General features: G+C 29.1%; 14 protein-coding genes and 1 other RNA gene. 2 read left to right on the top strand and 13 right to left on the bottom strand.

Translation table 11 applies throughout. The annotated features are described in order from the left end of the window. Positions 1 to 225 precede the first annotated feature (225 nt). Positions 226 to 669, top strand: a complete 444-nt coding sequence (locus AXY43_RS18390; protein ID WP_105411930.1) for a MarR family winged helix-turn-helix transcriptional regulator — start codon at positions 226 to 228, stop codon at positions 667 to 669. 155 nt (positions 670 to 824) lie between these two features. Here AXY43_RS18390 and AXY43_RS18385 read toward each other — a convergent pair whose 3' ends face one another. Together AXY43_RS18385 and AXY43_RS18380 are read right to left on the bottom strand one after the other, a co-directional pair. Next, positions 825 to 3230 carry a glycyl radical protein gene (locus AXY43_RS18385; RefSeq protein ID WP_105411929.1) on the bottom strand — a complete coding sequence of 802 codons (2406 nt, stop codon included), beginning with the start codon at positions 3228 to 3230 and terminating at the stop codon, positions 825 to 827. Between the two features lie 289 nt (positions 3231 to 3519). Further along, positions 3520 to 4272, bottom strand: a complete 753-nt coding sequence (locus tag AXY43_RS18380; protein ID WP_077829027.1) for a DeoR/GlpR family DNA-binding transcription regulator — start codon at positions 4270 to 4272, stop codon at positions 3520 to 3522. Positions 4273 to 4595: 323 nt separating this feature from the next. On the opposite strand from AXY43_RS18380, the gene AXY43_RS18375 reads away from it, so the two are divergent. Beyond that, positions 4596 to 5498 carry a glycyl-radical enzyme activating protein gene (locus AXY43_RS18375; RefSeq protein ID WP_105411928.1) on the top strand — a complete coding sequence of 301 codons (903 nt, stop codon included), beginning with the start codon at positions 4596 to 4598 and terminating at the stop codon, positions 5496 to 5498. A gap of 223 nt (positions 5499 to 5721) precedes the next feature. On the opposite strand, the gene ascB is transcribed toward AXY43_RS18375, so the two are convergent. From ascB to AXY43_RS18320, 11 genes are all read right to left on the bottom strand, one after another. Then, entirely contained in the window at positions 5722 to 7146 is a 1425-nt protein-coding gene (gene ascB / locus AXY43_RS18370; RefSeq protein ID WP_105411927.1) for a 6-phospho-beta-glucosidase, read from the bottom strand. Then, positions 7139 to 8566: a PTS cellobiose/arbutin/salicin transporter subunit IIBC gene (gene ascF / locus AXY43_RS18365; protein ID WP_105411926.1), complete on the bottom strand. Its 1428-nt coding sequence runs from the start codon at positions 8564 to 8566 to the stop codon at positions 7139 to 7141. Before ascF ends, ascB begins: the two co-directional genes overlap by 8 nt. Before the next feature lie 311 nt (positions 8567 to 8877). Then, a complete protein-coding gene (locus AXY43_RS18360) occupies positions 8878 to 9621 on the bottom strand; it encodes a MurR/RpiR family transcriptional regulator (RefSeq protein ID WP_105411925.1) in 744 nt (247 codons plus the stop codon). Positions 9622 to 9708: 87 nt separating this feature from the next. Beyond that, entirely contained in the window at positions 9709 to 9993 is a 285-nt protein-coding gene (locus tag AXY43_RS18355; RefSeq protein ID WP_105411924.1) for a barstar family protein, read from the bottom strand. 21 nt (positions 9994 to 10014) lie between these two features. Beyond that, positions 10015 to 10536: a ribonuclease domain-containing protein gene (locus AXY43_RS18350; protein ID WP_105412518.1), complete on the bottom strand. Its 522-nt coding sequence runs from the start codon at positions 10534 to 10536 to the stop codon at positions 10015 to 10017. Positions 10537 to 11084: 548 nt separating this feature from the next. Then, positions 11085 to 11309 (bottom strand): DUF6718 family protein, encoded by a 225-nt coding sequence (locus AXY43_RS18345; protein WP_105411923.1) that lies wholly within the window; start codon positions 11307 to 11309, stop codon positions 11085 to 11087. Then, positions 11281 to 11907 (bottom strand): hypothetical protein, encoded by a 627-nt coding sequence (locus tag AXY43_RS18340; RefSeq protein WP_242986218.1) that lies wholly within the window; start codon positions 11905 to 11907, stop codon positions 11281 to 11283. The genes AXY43_RS18345 and AXY43_RS18340 overlap by 29 nt, the downstream gene beginning before the upstream one ends. A gap of 137 nt (positions 11908 to 12044) precedes the next feature. Beyond that, positions 12045 to 14060: a GmrSD restriction endonuclease domain-containing protein gene (locus tag AXY43_RS18335; protein WP_105411921.1), complete on the bottom strand. Its 2016-nt coding sequence runs from the start codon at positions 14058 to 14060 to the stop codon at positions 12045 to 12047. A gap of 148 nt (positions 14061 to 14208) precedes the next feature. Continuing rightward, positions 14209 to 14566: a transfer-messenger RNA gene (gene ssrA / locus AXY43_RS18330) on the bottom strand. A 262-nt stretch (positions 14567 to 14828) separates the two neighbouring features. Then, on the bottom strand, positions 14829 to 16652 hold the full coding sequence (locus AXY43_RS18325) for a PAS domain-containing protein (RefSeq protein WP_105411920.1): 1824 nt from the start codon (positions 16650 to 16652) through the stop codon (positions 14829 to 14831). A 54-nt stretch (positions 16653 to 16706) separates the two neighbouring features. Next, the gene (locus tag AXY43_RS18320) at positions 16707 to 16979 is read right to left on the bottom strand and encodes an STAS domain-containing protein (RefSeq protein WP_011968016.1); all 273 of its coding nucleotides are present in this window, start codon (positions 16977 to 16979) and stop codon (positions 16707 to 16709) included. Positions 16980 to 16985 lie beyond the last annotated feature (6 nt).

Genomic DNA, 16985 nt, shown 5'->3' with positions numbered 1-16985 from the left:
AGTAAATCATTGAAACTATAATTATTTATATATATAATTTAAGATGGTTTTATCCGATAGCTAGCATCCGTAGCACTCCCTTTTCTTTAAGCGGGAGATAACGGCTACACACTTCTGGACAATGTACCCCTTGAGGGTATAAGTTCAACTAAATTCAGCTGGATTTAAAACTCCACCTGAAAAGTTTCACTTTATAGGAAACTAATGTAAAGGAGATAAGTAACTATGGAAAACATTAGTAAACTTAATGCAGCAATTTATAGAAATGCTCAGAGCATAATAAATTCAAAGCTTATAGATTTAAATATTAGAAGTGGCCAACATGATTTTTTATATGTGATTTCAAAAAATGAAGGTATAAGTCAGAAAGAGTTAAGTGAGTTTCTGTATGTAGGTAAATCAACTACTGCAAAAGCAGTAAAAAATCTAGTAGAAAATGATTATGTAAAAAGAATTCAAGATGAAAATGATAAGCGTATTTATAGGTTATATTTAACGGATGCAGGAAAAAAAGTTATACCTAAAATAGATGCAACCTTTTTAGAATTAGTTGCTATTTTTTCTAAAAGCTTATCTAAGAAAGAAGAAGAACAAACAGTCATTATTCTAAAAAGAATCCTACATACGATTTCTGAAGAAAAAAATAAAATTAATTCTGATATTGATTAATTTATAGATTGTTTCATCTTTTACAAAATATATAAGATTAAGCCGCCAGTATCAAAAATACGACCACCTGCAGCCAGCTATTTAAGCCACATGCAAATGGTCGTGGGTTTCATAAATAATATCAATGAACATTTCACTTGGGGAGAATTATTTTACTATAAAACTTGTTCTGTTCTTTCAATTATATCATCTTGAGTTTGTTTCGATAATACATTAAAGAAAGCACTATATCCTGCTACTCTAACAATTAGGTCTCTATGCTCTTCTGGATGTTTTTGTGCATCAAGTAAAGTATCTCTTGATACTACATTGTATTGTACATGAAAACCTTCTAAACGATTAAAGAAAGTTCTAATTAATAAAATTAACTTTTCTCTATCACTTTCCTTAGATAACATTTGTGGTGTTACCTTTTGATTTAATAATACTCCACCAGTAATATCGTGTGTTGGTAATTTTGAAACTGATTTAAATACTGCTGTAGGACCATTCTTATCCATTGCATGAGATGGTGAACACCCTTCAGCTAAAGGCTCTCCAGCCTTTCTTCCATCAGGAGTTGCCAAAGTTCCTGCTCCTTGTGGTACATTAGCTGAAATTGAAGAAGTTCCAGCATAATAGCATCCTCCAATTGGTCCTCTACCATATCTAGTATTTTTGTATTTCTTTATCTCATCAATATAGATTTCATAAGCTTCTCTTAATAATAAATCTATATAATCATCGTCATTTCCATACTTAGGAGCATCATTAAGTAATATATCTTGAATTCTTTTCCCCTCTTCCCCTTCAAAGTTATTAATTAATGCATCCCACAACTCTACCGCGGTAAAACTCTTATCTTCAAATACACATTTTTTAATTGCTGCAAGAGAATCTCCAAGGTTAGCGATACCTACTTGTAGATCACTGATAAAGTCATATACGGCTCCACCTTCTTTTAAGTTTAAACCTCTTTCAATGCAATCATCAGTTAAAGCTGAGCATAATACATCTGCTGTAACTTCTTCTATTGCTAAGTCTGCACAACTATCTATTATTACACTATGTCTTGTAAATTCACGAATTATCTTATCCCAGGCTTTCATAACCTCATCAAAGGTTGTCATATCCTTAAAGTGACCTACACCCTCGCAGAGCTTAGTTCCTGACTCGGGATCAACTCCATCATTTAAAGCTATTAATAATGATTTAGGGAAATTTAAAAAGCTCATTCCAGTACATCTATAACCCCATTTACCCGGAACCGCTACTTCAACACATCCAATTGCACTATAGTTATAGGCATCTTTTTCATTTACACCTTTTTCTATGAATGATGGAATAATAACTTCATCACTATTAAAGGCTGGCATTCCGAATCCTAATCTTACTACTTCTATGCATTCTTTCATAAAATCATCAGATAACCATCTATGATAACGTACTGTTAAGTTAGGTTGTGGTAATTTTGTCTGAGCAACACTCTTTAGAATTAAGTAGCTTAATGGATTTACTGCATCTTTTTTATCTACAGTCTGGCCACCAACTGTAACATTTTGATATAAGGGACTACCTGCACTAAAACGTGTATGTGACCAGCTTCTTATCTTATTTATAGTAAAAGTCTTAAGCCACAAGTTTGTTAATAATTCAGTAGCACTATCCTCAGTAATCCTTCCAAGTTTTAAATCTTTTTCATAGAAAGGATCTAAGTATTGATCCATTCTTCCATATGAAAGTGAATGTCCATTTGACTCAATTTGCAAAACTAAGTGAATTATCCACAAAGATTGAACTGCTTCATGGAAAGTTTCTGCTGGATAATATGGAACTTTATTTAATATTCTTGACATTTCAAGTAATTCTTCTTTTCTATTTACATCAGATTCTTTTTCAGCTAATTCTAACGCTAAATCTGCATAACGCTTTGCAAAAGCTGCTACTGCATCAAGTACAATTAAAATTGCTCTATAAAAATAAGACTTATTTAAATTCCTATAGTCTGTAAGGTCTAGTTCCTTTAATTTTTTTTCTGTTCGCTCTTTATAATTAATTAACCCAAGTTTTAATACAGTTTCATAATTTACCGCTATATGAGCATCCCCAGAAGTAATATTCCCCTCTGCTTTTATAATCCCTAGATCATAAAAAATTCTACTTTCAGCAGGCATCCCTGCAAGACCTCTGTCTTTTAAAGTTTTATGCTCCCAAAAAGGTGCTATTTCTCTTAAAACATTCTTACTTTCTTCAGTAATATAAAATATATCACCTTCACGTTTTTCAAATTCATCAAGTTCATTTATAACCCAATCCATTGCATATTCGGGGAAAATAGGAGCTGAGCGATTTGATTCTGCTTGATTTCCCGCAATTATCGAGTTATCTTCAATAAATATAGTCATATTTTTCAATATATTTTCTAAACATAACGCTCTACGTAATACCATTGGCTTACCAGCGTGTTCTTTGTAACTTTCCGTAGTAAGTCTAGCTCTTTCTACACTAACCATAGATTTTGCATTTAATAATTCTTCTCTAAAATTATGCATTCTATCAGTTAATTCTCCAAAATGATTCATAAATATTCTCCCCTCATTATCAATTTCATATTATAATAAACCTTTTACTTTCATTTGAAACTATTTTTATTTTCTTTCATAACTAAATTATATATCAACAATATCTTTTGTCAATATTATTATTTCATTTGAAACTTATATAATTATTTTCGAAATGAATAACAAAATCCTTTTTATTTAAGATAACAAAAAAATGCATAGATTATAATTTTTACTCATTAAAGTAAACCCTATACCTATGCATCTTATAAATTCCTATATTATGGTTGTTCTATTCTTATAAACTATATTAATTTACACTTACCATTTGAACATCCACTTTTTCCTTCTTTAAACTTTCTAAAACATCTTCAGGAATATTAGTATCTGTAAATAAATAGCTTATCTCTTCTGCTTTAAATTGAGCTACCACTCCACGCTCAGAAAACTTTGATGATTCTGTTAATATTATAATTTTATTAGAACTTTCAGCCATGGCTTTTACCGTTTCTGTACGCATTAAGTTTTTTCCTGTAAACCCTATTTTGGAATTATAACCATCAGTTCCGATAAACAATTTATCAACAAAAAAATCTTTCACACATTTTCTTGTTAGAGGTCCTACTGATACCTGAGATTCCGGCTGGTAATCTCCTCCAAGCAACACTACTTTCGCATTTCCTTCTCTAATATAGTTTGCAATAAATGTAGAATTAGTTATTACTGTTATATCCTTTTTATTATATGCGAGTTCTTCTGCAAGTAAGGCACAAGATGAGCCCGATTCAATCATAACTGTTTCACCATCATTTACAAGTTTACTTGCCAATTGTGCTATTTTTCTTTTTATATCATAATTAAAAGCTAATCTGCTATTGATATCATCACTTGAAGTCATAACAGCATACCCATGTTCACGCTTCAATAATCCTTTTTCTTCTAATGCACCAAGATCTTTACGTATAGTCACTTGAGATACATTTAAAAGCTCTGATAATTTACTGACTTCTATACGCTTGTTTTCATTGACAATTTCAAGAAGCTTTGTATACCTACTTGTCATGGAAACTCCTCCTTCTCTTAGGTATATTCGAAAACTAACTAGTCGGCATACCTAAATCCAATGGTAATTATATCATAAACTATTTACAAAATGAACTATTTATATTTCGAATAAAAGCAATTCTGCTTATTATTGATTATATACTACTTCAAATAATATTAAACATCAAATTATTATTCTTATGAAATGCACTCTTATTTCAAATGAAATTTTTTATTTACACTTATATTTTTTCATGTTAACATTGAATCATCAATTGAAACTTAAATTATTGCGGTTCAATCATAATACTAATCTTGCTTTTACTATATGGGGGTGTTTTTATGAAAGATATAAAGGCTTGCATTTTCAATATTCAAAAATACAGCATACACGATGGTCCTGGAATCAGAACTGTAGTTTTTTTCAAGGGCTGTCCCTTAAGTTGCCTATGGTGTTCAAATCCAGAATCTCAAGATAGTAAGATACAAATCATATGTGATAAAACTAAGTGCACACAATGTCTTCATTGTATAGACGTTTGTCAAAATAATGCTATTTCCTTAAATGATAATCATATAAAAATTGATTCTAACAACTGTATTTCTTGTTTTGCTTGTAAAAATTCCTGTCCTCATAAGGCTCTTTCAGCAGAAGGTGAATTTTTAACCCTTTCTCATGTTATGAATGAAGTTATGAAAGATGAAATGTTTTATGAAGAATCAAATGGTGGCGTTACTTTATCTGGTGGTGAAGTATTAATGCAGCATGAGTTTGCATCAGAATTATTAAAACTATTGAAGAATAGAAACATACACACAACCATTGAAACCACTGGATATGCTTCAAATAAAACATTCTCAAAGTTTATACAAGATGTAGATTTATTATTATTTGATATAAAACACTATGATAGAGAAAAGCATTTTAAAGTAACAAATGTTTATAATGATTTAATTATTGAAAATTTGAAAATTGCTATAGATAACGGTAAAGATGTCATTATTCGTATTCCTGTCATTCCAAACATAAACTCTAGTTTAGAAGATGCTAAAGAATTTTGTAAATTACTTGAGTCCGTTAATGCTAAGAAAATAAACTTACTTCCATTCCATCAATTTGGGCAGAAAAAATACGAACTTCTGAACAAACCATATACTTTCCAAAATACGCAGCAACTTCATGAAGAAGATTTATTAGATTATAAAAATATATTTCTTAAAAACGGATTTGATTGTTATTTTTAAAAGATAAAATTAAAAATAATATCAATATTTTTAATAAAATCCTGCGTCATTTAGATATAATTTACCTTTGCTAATTCTAAAATACTTTTCTATTTCTACTTTTTAATATATTTTTATAGTGATGTTTTTCTCTAAATGTCTATAAACTAAAATAACCCAAGACAATACTAATAAATATTGTCTTGGGTTTTATAGTTACAACGCAGCGTAACCTTTAAATTTTTTATATTAAACATTCACCGTTTGTTTCTATTACTTTTTTATACCAATAAAAAGATTTCTTTCTTTTTCTCTCTAAAGTTCCAGTTCCATCATCTTGTTTATCTACATATACAAATCCATATCTCTTACTCATCTCTCCAGTGGATGCTGCAACTAAATCGATACATCCCCAAGATGTATATCCTAATAGTTCAACTCCATCTTCCATGGCTTCTTTCATTTCCATGATATGCTGTCTAAGATAATCAATTCTATAATCATCATTTATTGAGCCATCCTCTTCTATTGTATCTTTGGCACCTAGTCCATTTTCTACTATAAATAAAGGTTTTTCGTACCTATCATATAGCGTATTCATAGTTATTCTAAGTCCTAACGGATCAATTGCCCATCCCCATTCACTAACTTCTAAATGAGGATTTTTTATAGATTTAACAACATTAGCTTCAGTTTGATTTTCCATATCCTTAGATGCACATCTAGAAGCATAATAACTAAAAGATATAAAGTCTACTGTATTTTTTAATATATCCAAATCATTTTCTTCCATTACAATACTAACTTCTTTTTCTGCAAATACCCTCTTTGAATATGATGGATACTTACCTCTAGCTTGTACGTCTATGAAAAATAAATTTTCTCTATCCTTTGTATGAGCCATCCATACATCTCTTGGATCACATGAATACGGATAAAAGTCTCCTCCAGCAAGCATACATCCAACTTTATTTTCTGGATTTTGTTCATGGGCTATTTTAGTTACTAAAGCACTTGCTACTAACATATGATGAGCTGCCTGATACTTAACCTGCTCTTTGTTTTCACCTTCTTTGAAATATATACCTGCTCCCGAAAAAGGACTGTGTATCAATATATTTATTTCATTAAATGTCAGCCAGTATTTAACCAAACCATCAAATTCTTTAAAGCAGCATCTTGCATACTTTTCAAAAAATGATATCATTTTTCTGCTCTTCCATGATCCATATTTATTAACCAGTTCCATTGGAACATCAAAGTGACATAATGTCACTAATGGTTCCATATTATATTTTTTACATTCTAAAAATAAATCTTTATAAAATTTAATTCCTGCTTCATTAGGTTTACTATCATCTCCATTAGGGAAGATTCTTGTCCATGCGATTGAAGTTCTAAAAACTTTGAATCCCATTTCAGCCATCAGAGCAATATCTTCTTTATAATGATGATAAAAATCAATTGCCTCATGACTTGGATAAAATTCACTATCTTTCAAAGTCAAATCTTCTTCTAACCCTAATTTTACTTTCATTCTGTTTATTCCATGTGGTATAACATCTACAGTGCTTAAACCTTTTCCATCTTCTCTATACGCACCTTCAGCCTGATTTGCTGCAATAGCTCCCCCCCACAGAAATTCCTCTGGGAAACTGTATTTACTCATTGTCTGCCCCCATTATTTCAATATTATCTTCTGCTGGAATATCTTCAAATCCAAATATTAGAGTTAACACGAAAGATAATACGACTGCCAGTATCATTATTCCAATTATCCAAATAAGGCTTGATGGATTTTGTGGATCAAAAAACTGAACACTTGTGAATAAACCTGGTGCAGCCATAGATCTACTTGCGAGTCCTGCTATCCCTGCTACGGCACCACATACACCACCTGAAATTAATGATGCTATCAAAGGCCTTTTAAATCTTAATGCTACTCCATACAGTGATGGTTCTGTGATTCCTGCAATGATTGCAGAAGAAGCAGCTGCAATTGCAGTTTGTCTTAACTCTTTATTTTTAGTTTTAAAAGCAACAGCTAAAGCTGCTCCTCCTAATGAAAGGTTAGCACCTATTTCTGAAGGCATTACCATTCCTTCCATTCCTGTTTCTGCTATAGTTGTTAATATAGTTGGAGTAAATACTCTATGCATTCCAGTCATAACAAGTAGTGGCCATAAAGCTCCCATTATTGCTACTGATACCCATCCTAATTTGCTGTGAACAAAATAAACTAAACCTGATATTGCTGTACCAATCCATATACCTAAAGGTCCTATAAGTCCAATTGCTATTGGAGCTGCAATCAATACTATAATCGCTGGTTTTAAGAAATTTTTAGTTACTTCTGGTGTTATCTTATCTACAAATCTTTCAATATATGATAATATCCAAGTCATACAAAGTGCTGGTATTACCGTATACGTATACTTAACAGATGCAATAGGAATAAACGCTAAAGTTACTTCCTTACCTTCTGATGCGCTTACCATTAGTTTCATAAAATCTGGATGTACCATAAGTCCTGCTATTGCAATAGCTAAATAAGTATTAGTTTTAAATTTCTTAGATGCTGATACTGCCACCATAATTGGAAGGAAATAAAACGCTGCATCTCCCATAGCATTTAGTAATGTATATGTAGTACTGTCTGCTGGTAGTACTTTTAACATAGATAACATCATTACTACTAACTTTACCATTGAACCACCAATAATTGCTGGTATCAATGGTGACATTGTACTTACTAATGCATCCAATATATTAGTTCCAACTTTTTTGATAGTTAGCTTTTCTTTTTTTATCCCTTTTGCAATGTCACTTTGATCTCCAAAGTTTCCTAATTTTAAAACTTCCTTATAAACATAAGATACATTATTTCCAATAATAACTTGATGTTGCCCACCTTGGTTCACATATCCCATTACTCCATTAATTTTTTTAATCTCATCTACATTTACTTTTGAGTCGTCCTTTAAACAAACTCTTAAACGAGTCATACAATGAGTTACACTTTCAATATTTGAGATACCGCCTAAATTTTTCGCAATCGTTTTCGCAATTAATGCATAATCCTTTGCCATTTTATTACCTCACTTATATTTATTATTTTCGAATAGCTATTGAATGTATCTTAATATTAATTGAAAAAGCTTATTCTGTCACTATGTAAACCATTATAAAAAACATGTCTGTTTTTTAATAATTTGTTATTGCAAAAAAACAAAATGTTTTTTTGCAATTAAAATCGAAATGTATTCTTGACATTTCATATATTTAAAAACTGTGATTAACAAACAAAAAAGTAATTAAAATAAGCTTTATCAACTTGAGTTAAAAACTTCAAATCAATAAAGCCCTATGTAAAATACTCTTATTTTTTGCGCATAGCTATTTACTCATCTTGTATAGATTCTTCTCGACGATTTTGTAGTTTCCTTCCAATTCTTTCTATTATACTGATTATTGGAATTTGAGTTGTAATATCATATATTCCTACTTTAACATATGGCACATAATATGGGATATTATAATCAGACATTTTTGCTATAGTGCAATTTTCAGTGTTAGTAATACTAACAATACAGCAATCATCTTTTTTAAATCTATTTATATGACCTATAATATCTTTTGATTCTCCAGACACAGAACATACTATCACAACTGAATTTTCATAAAACTTACCTGTAGTCGGGTAATATGGATCATCAATGCATAGACTAAATTGCCCAACACTTGATAGATATCGTGCTCCATATCTTGCTACAATCCCAGACATGCTACTTCCTATAAAAATTGTTCTCTTTGCTTTTAATATAGCTTTTACAATTTCATTTATCTTCTCATCATATTCTTCAGTATTTGTTTTCTTAAAAAAATCAATTATCTCTGTATTATCTTCACTTACTTTTTTAATTTCTTTTTCTTCTATAAATAATTTAAATTTTAGTTTAAACTCTGAATAACCACTACAACCTACTTTTTTACAGAAATTTAATATGGTTGTGGTTGATACATGCGATTCAACTGCTAATTCCCTTATTTTCATATATCGGACCTTATCTTTATTATCCATAATATAATTATAAACAGAAATTTCTAAATCATTAAGACTTTTGATTTGACTATAACTGAACATATAATACTTCCTTCCATTGGACTATTGCATACATTATATCAACTGATAACGTTTTTTTCAATCAAGATAGATATAAGTTTGAGTCAATTAAAAGTTGGAAATAATTTTTATCTTAAGTTTTCCTCCAGTAAATTTTTCAGCTTCATTAAAAATTTCTAAGGTATTTTCAGCATAATCACCTAATAAGTCTTTACTTTTTTGAAAGTCAACCCATTCAATTGTAACTGGCAATTGAATATCAGCAGTTAGACAATCCCAGAGTGCATCTAAGTTTTCACCGTAATAAGCAGGAAGCTTTAATTCCTGTTTTAAAATTTGGTGTAACATATTCTTATCAGTAAGCTTACTGCCTTGTATTACTACTTTATTCAAGCTATTCACATCCTTAAAAAACTACTTTCCTTTATATAATAATTTGAATGTTTTATAATGATCTGAGGTAGAGTAAATTAATCCATCATTTGAATAAAGAATCCTATCATCCCCACGATGTCCTCCATTATAGTTAATATCACATTCATACCAAATTCTATTAGGCGCATCTGGTAGAGATTTTTCAGCATTCTTAAAAATATCTCCTCCTATGCTTTTACCAGGCGCTACTTTGCTAAGATCGTCTCCTGGCTTCCATCCAAGTTTATTAGCCTGCGCTTTTGTTATAAAATTTTCAGGCAAAGTTCCATTTTTATGTATATAATCTGCAACGCCTTGAAAATCATTAATAATTTTTTTATTCTTTGAATCCCCATCTTGGCTAGAATCTATCTTTTTATCTTCTGATTTTGTAGCTTCTACATGGTTATCCTGCTGCTTATTCACAGCAGTTTTATTTGTTGCTGCACACCCAAATAAACCTATTAACATAAGTAAAAGTATAAAAACAGCAGAGATTTTCTGCATAAATATTTTTTTCATTTTTATAACCATTCCTTTCACGCTTCTCTCAATGCAAAAAATACAATGAAATTTTATTGATTCTTGGATTTAAGCGAATTTATTTTATATTCTTTATTCATAGATATAGCAGTCAACTACAAATCACGTAGAGACAAGTAGGCTACACCTATTTATGGAAATAAGCACTTTATCAAACCAAATTATATCAGCCGTAAAATGGAGTAATTCTGAATATTCTTTTTCCATGTGTATCTCCATCCCATAAATTCTTTTGTATCATTCTACTCTTTTTATTATATCTAATACTTCTTGTTTTTTCTATAATTTTACACATGAATAGTAGAATCTACTATTCATCTATATATTCTGTATATCATAGCATTTATATGTAAATTCTCCCAAAATAAAATACCCCCTTTATGAAAACAGTTTTTTATTTTAACTGTCTACTATAAAGGGAGCATATCAAAATCCAAATTTTAGATTTTCGTGGGTTTCATGGTGGAGGCGAAGCGTGACCTTTGAAATTCACCAATAAATTTCATCTTATTCTAATCCTCAACATATTACATATTAACAACTTTACTTATAAAATCAACTTCATTATTTATCAATGTATACGGAGAATATTCCTTATAACTATCTAGATCATTTAATGTTACTATTTGAACACCTCGTTCTAATGTTGTTAATGTTAAATATTTAGATAATGAAGCTAACCTTTGTCCTTGTTCAGCTTCTAATACTAAACTACCTTCTTCATTAAATTTCTTTGCTATTAGATAACACATATTCTAGCACCTCCTTAAAATCTTCTTCATCTTTAATTTCGCCATTATCATATTTTTCTCTTAATAATTTTCCAATATTGTTATCTTTAATATGTTTATATAAATGTATATGAAGCCAATCATTTATCATTCTATCTCTTTTAGTATTTACTTGTATTTCTATTGGATAATGCCTATTACTATTTTGATAATACAGATGTATTCCTCTATAACCATCATCATTAACTTTGCCAGTTCTCATATCTGCAACTTTAAAGATTTCTAAATCCTGAATTAAAATTTCTTTATAATCTGAAATAATTATCCTAATTCCTAATAAATCATTATAGCATTTATTAACTTCTGTGCTTGGATAAAATTTGTTATATTTTAAAATACATGAATGTAATGACTTTATTCTATAACTAAATTTAACACCTTTAAGCAAATCAGTACTTTCGTAAAATTCTTTCAATTCTAATATTTCATTAATAACATCATCTTTTTCAAATTTTCGTAATGTATTCTTTAAACTTTTGCCTAATTTGCTTTCATAACTTAAACTCTGCAATAATTCTTCTGTTATCCCATATAATTGAAAACTAATTAATATCACCACTTTCTTTAAATTATAGCATATACTATTATACCCAAGAGTTTAGTAAAGTTAAACATTTTTAAAAACTAAAATAATTTGCGATTTAATATTATGCTAAAAAAGATGAACTAAAAAAATTCATCCTATTTAAAATCTAATTAATATCTTAAATCTTCTATATAATTTTCATTTTCCCCATTCTTATATTTCCAAAATTTCCATCCATTTGTTGACATATCATTCCCAGAAATACTTTTCTTTACCGCATTGGCTGCTGTTGATACTGAAGTATACTTTTTACCATCCCATAATATTTCTTGAGTTTCCCTATTAAAACTTGCCGTTACTCTATTTTTTCTATAATCGCAGAATATATCAATATTCTTTCCAAAAGACTTCTTTTTAACTTCATAATGTAATTTTACTATTTCATCTTTCCTATTTATAATATTTTCATTTAGTTCTTTAAAAATCATTTTAGCTCTATCTTTTATAAATTCATCAAAAAATTCATTATAAATACCATCCATAATGTCTACTGGAATAAGATGATTTTGTAATGATTCTTTAAGCTTATTATTGCACTTGTATAGTTCATTCATATAAACATCAGGAGTTTTCTTTCCAATTTTTATATTTGTTATTTTAGGAATTAATGTCCTATTTACAACACAATCTAAGTATTCAAGTTCATCTTCTGAAAATTTATCATTTAAATAAGCCTTTGGTATTATATGATGGTCATCTATTTTTTGATTAAATAGTATTTTGGAGTCATTTTGCCAATCTGTTAACCCTCCTGCTATATAATTTACAAATGTTAATACACCTTTATATACAGCACTACCCTTTTTATTAAAATTATATAAATCTTCTGGACGTTCTATTATTATTTTAAAATTTCTAAAATAATTTAAATTATTTATTTTTTGATTATTTGCTATATTTATAAGTACATTACAATCTTGAATTATTATTTCATTTGTAGCTCCGCCTGTATATCTTTGCGCAAATATTGACGCCCAATACCAATATTTGAAGAATTCCATTTGGCTTTGGTTCATTTGACTAAATGACTTATTAGGCAAACTATCTAAAAATATAATTGTTGGTATTAACATATTAGTATGAGGAATCCAATCCTGAGTAGTAATAAAATTATTTTTATACAGAAATTCGATACTATCTTTGTATAACTTTGCAATGTTTGTCCAATATTTATTAAAATGTTCAGCTATTAAATTACTTAAAATATATCCTTTATCAATATTCTTATGATTACTTACAATATAAGAAATACTTCTAACTAATACTTCTCTTTCAACTTTAAAATCACATATATTCTGAAGCTCATCGATTTTTTGCCTTAGTCTAAATCTACTATTAAGTTTTGCAACTAAAATATCAATGAAATCTAATCTAATTCCCAAACTATTACTTCTCTCAAAAAATAACGCAAATTTATCTGAACTCATATCCAATAAGAAATAAGAAACCATTTTTTCAGCTTTAAAAAGGTCTTGCAATTTCTGAGAAATAATTAAATACTTCTCAAAATAATCATCTCTTAATTCTTCATCAATATCATTTAGAAAATCTAATTTATCAAAGTAATTTTCTTTTATATATTTTTCTCTTACACCTTTCCCCATTAATTCAAATACATCACCAATATTTATAGATAGTCTATTAGCATCCTGTTTACCCGAAAAGCAAAACATAACATCTTCAAGATTTAAATTATTAAAATCTTCTTCATTATTAATTTCTTCTGAATTCTTTACAATTAACCAAACATCATCTATCTTTTTTAATGCTCTATATATAGACGTTATTCTTTGCTGACCATCCAAAACAGCTCTAAATCCATTAACTTTTACTTTTTCTTGAATTTCATCCTCAGTAAACACAATTGTTCTTAATTGCGGTCTTCTTTTTCCTTTTGATTTTCGTTCTCTAGTATCAATTTCTCTAACTGCAATTTCAAATGAAGGTACACCATATATTATAGAACCTATAAAAATATCTCTGACTAATGAATCAAACAATTCATATGTCTTGCTTTCATCCCAAACAAAATCTCTCTGAAAATCAGGCAACACTAATAGTATATTATCTATTTGCTTAACTATTTCAACTATCGACTCAGTATTTTGTCTATTATTATCTGCCATATAAAAAATCATCTCCTCATATAATTGTGGCAATCCAATCTATTATTTATAACTTTTGGAGTAAACATTTATAGATACCTTTTATAAACAAAAAAAGATATATCAACACTACATTAGTGTTAATATATCTTTTCTTTCGTGGGTTTCATGGTGGAGGCGACGGGTGTCGAACCCGTGTCCGAAAGTAGATTGATTTATCTTTCTCCGAGTGCAGTCTAAGTTTTAAAATTCCCTCAAAGTATCGCCCTTAGACAGGCTATACTTCTCAGTAGCTTCATGAATACCCCTCTAGCTCAAAGCTTTGCTAGGCTTCGTTTCCCACTTTAATGACACCAGTGATCCAAGCCGTAGGCAACCTGGGCTGATGAACAGCTATTAAACTAAGCTGCTAATGCAAAATTATCTTCTGCGTTTACATTTAGTGCATACTTTATTAACGAGGCTCCATGCGTCCCTCGACTCGCTTAACAAACCCTTCTTACCCCCGTCGAAGCCAAAACGCCCCCAAGTTAAAGATGGTTTAATAACATATTTTGTTTTCAAAGAAATGTTCATCTTGTATAACCTATTCTAACTTAATAGATGCTAAGTGTCAACTGGTACATTGTTACTTAGTTAGAATCAACAATCAAAAAATTCTGTATTATAACTTAAAATCATTAAATACTTTTATTAAAAAATTTTACAAATTTTAAGTTTTAAATTAATAATCAAAGGATAATATTTATTATAAATTTTATCCTTTGATATAAATCAATAAATCTTAATTTACTTTATTTCTATTGCGACCATTGTACAATCATCTTTTAATTTTCCACTCTCTAAAATACTATCACTTAAGAAATCATCTAAGTAATTCTTAAATTCAAATATGCTTGCATCCCTCATATATTCCTGTATAACTTTATCCTCTTCTAGAATAAAATCTAATCCATCAGTAAAAAAGAAAATTTTATCTCCTGATTCAAAAAAGATCGTTTGCTCACAGAATTCACTATTATCAAACATACCTAGAAAAGATCCTTCTACAATCTTCTCTTCTAAACTTTCTCCTTTTTTTTGAAAAAGAAATTGGTTAATTCCCGCTCCAACTACTTTAAGCTCATTACTATTAAAATCCATGCTAAAACAACATACAGCAACATAATTTTCTTCGTAGTATTTTACTAACTTCTTATTTAAACTTTTTACTATCTCCATTGGATCATGGTGACCCTTATTAACTTCTTGAAAACACAAAATATCAAATGCAGAAATATTTAGAGCTGCCGATATTCCCTTACCTCTAACATCAATTATCATTCCAATAATAAAGTCTTCGTTTATTTCATAAATTCTATAGAAATCCCCACTAATTGTATGGGCTGGCATATACACACTCATAGTATCAATAAAATTTTGAGCAGGAAATTCTTTTTGAAGCGTACTCCTTTGTAACTCAGCAGCTTTCTTTATATCTCGCTTCATTTCAGTAATATCCCTTATTGCTGCCAATATGGCTTGGTTACCTTCGTATAATATGTAGCTATATGAAACTTGAACATTTATTAATTTATTATTTGGCACATAGAAATCATAATCATAAATTTCTTTAATTTTTCGTTCAGATATTATATTTCTAAATACTTTATGCAAAGCCTTTTTATATTTCTCTTGAAAATGTCTATATACATTACTCCCAATCAAATCATCATAAAGCGTTGCAAACAAATTACAAGCTTCATTATTAGCTAAGGCAATTTTATTATCCACTATAATAATTACAGCATCAGGCGCATTATCAATTATTTGTTTATATCGTTCCCTGCTATCTTTAGTTATCTTATCAAGCATTTTTTTCTCAGTTATATCTCTAAGCCTTTCAACAATAAATAACAATTCCCCATCTTTACCTAATACAGGATTATAACATACATCCATGAATTTATTTAATTCTGGAATATATCTTTCACGCGATAGCATTTTCTTAGTCGCCACTACTTCTTCAAATGAGCAATCTAAGCATTTTTCGTTTCTAGATAGCACCTCATAACACATTTTTCCCTTTATTTCTTCTGAGGTTTTATTATAAAACTCATACCCTGCTTCATTAAAAAAAGATATAGTATAATCTGTATTGTATACTTTTATTACATCAGGTATTCCATTTAATATTCCTTTAAGCTCTTCTTCTAATATTTTGTATTCAGTAATATCAGTTGCAATTACTAAAGCAAAATCTTTTTCTTCATGACTAAATATAGATATATTAGATTTAGCGTAAATACGTTTTTCATCCTTTGATTTTAATGTAAGCTCTATTTTATCGCATACTCTCTTATTACTTAAATTTTCAAATATACTAATCTTATCTTCTATATTAGTTAAGTTCAAAACATTTGAAGGTAAAATTTTAATAAGTTCCTCTCTAGAATAACCCAATTTACTACAAACTTTATTATTAAAATCTATAAAGTTCTTTGGAACAAATCCCTTGCTAATCTCAATTACAAACACTAACTCATTTACCTTGTCCCAAATTTCTTTGTAATTACTTTGACTTATTTCTACGCTTTCATCTAATGTTTTTATACTTTCTTTACCCTCACGCATATAATCGAAAGTCCTTTCTATCTGAATTTTACTTCATAAAAACTCCAGATATTTTTATGGACAAATTTCAAATACCTTATCTAACCTTGTTAATTTAAATAACTTCTCAACTTCTGGCTTTAGTCCTTTTAATTTTATACTTCCATTTTTTTCAGCGCATTTTTTATAAACAGCTACTAATGCACCAAGTCCGGTACTATCTATAAAATTACAATCATTAAAATTGAATATAAAATTCTTTTGTCCTTCATCTATTAACTTATTTACTTTTACTCTAAAATTTGCGACTTCATCAACAACAAAGTCTTTTGGTATACTTATTTCCATCAATTA

Source organism: Clostridium sp. MF28 (assembly GCF_002969175.1).
In the GTDB taxonomy this organism is placed as follows: Bacteria; Bacillota; Clostridia; order Clostridiales; family Clostridiaceae; genus Clostridium; species Clostridium beijerinckii.
This window is presented reverse-complemented; position numbering and strand designations above follow the sequence as displayed.

Coding starts and splice junctions, on each gene's coding strand:
- AXY43_RS18390 (WP_105411930.1), top strand. CDS start 226: ATGGAAAACATTAGTAAACTTAATGCAGCAATTTATAGAAATGCTCAG.
- AXY43_RS18385 (WP_105411929.1), bottom strand. CDS start 3,230: ATGAATCATTTTGGAGAATTAACTGATAGAATGCATAATTTTAGAGAA.
- AXY43_RS18380 (WP_077829027.1), bottom strand. CDS start 4,272: ATGACAAGTAGGTATACAAAGCTTCTTGAAATTGTCAATGAAAACAAG.
- AXY43_RS18375 (WP_105411928.1), top strand. CDS start 4,596: ATGAAAGATATAAAGGCTTGCATTTTCAATATTCAAAAATACAGCATA.
- ascB (WP_105411927.1), bottom strand. CDS start 7,146: ATGAGTAAATACAGTTTCCCAGAGGAATTTCTGTGGGGGGGAGCTATT.
- ascF (WP_105411926.1), bottom strand. CDS start 8,566: ATGGCAAAGGATTATGCATTAATTGCGAAAACGATTGCGAAAAATTTA.
- AXY43_RS18360 (WP_105411925.1), bottom strand. CDS start 9,621: ATGTTCAGTTATAGTCAAATCAAAAGTCTTAATGATTTAGAAATTTCT.
- AXY43_RS18350 (WP_105412518.1), bottom strand. CDS start 10,536: ATGAAAAAAATATTTATGCAGAAAATCTCTGCTGTTTTTATACTTTTA.
- AXY43_RS18345 (WP_105411923.1), bottom strand. CDS start 11,309: ATGTGTTATCTAATAGCAAAGAAATTTAATGAAGAAGGTAGTTTAGTA.
- AXY43_RS18335 (WP_105411921.1), bottom strand. CDS start 14,060: ATGGCAGATAATAATAGACAAAATACTGAGTCGATAGTTGAAATAGTT.
- AXY43_RS18325 (WP_105411920.1), bottom strand. CDS start 16,652: ATGCGTGAGGGTAAAGAAAGTATAAAAACATTAGATGAAAGCGTAGAA.
- AXY43_RS18320 (WP_011968016.1), bottom strand. CDS start 16,979: ATGGAAATAAGTATACCAAAAGACTTTGTTGTTGATGAAGTCGCAAAT.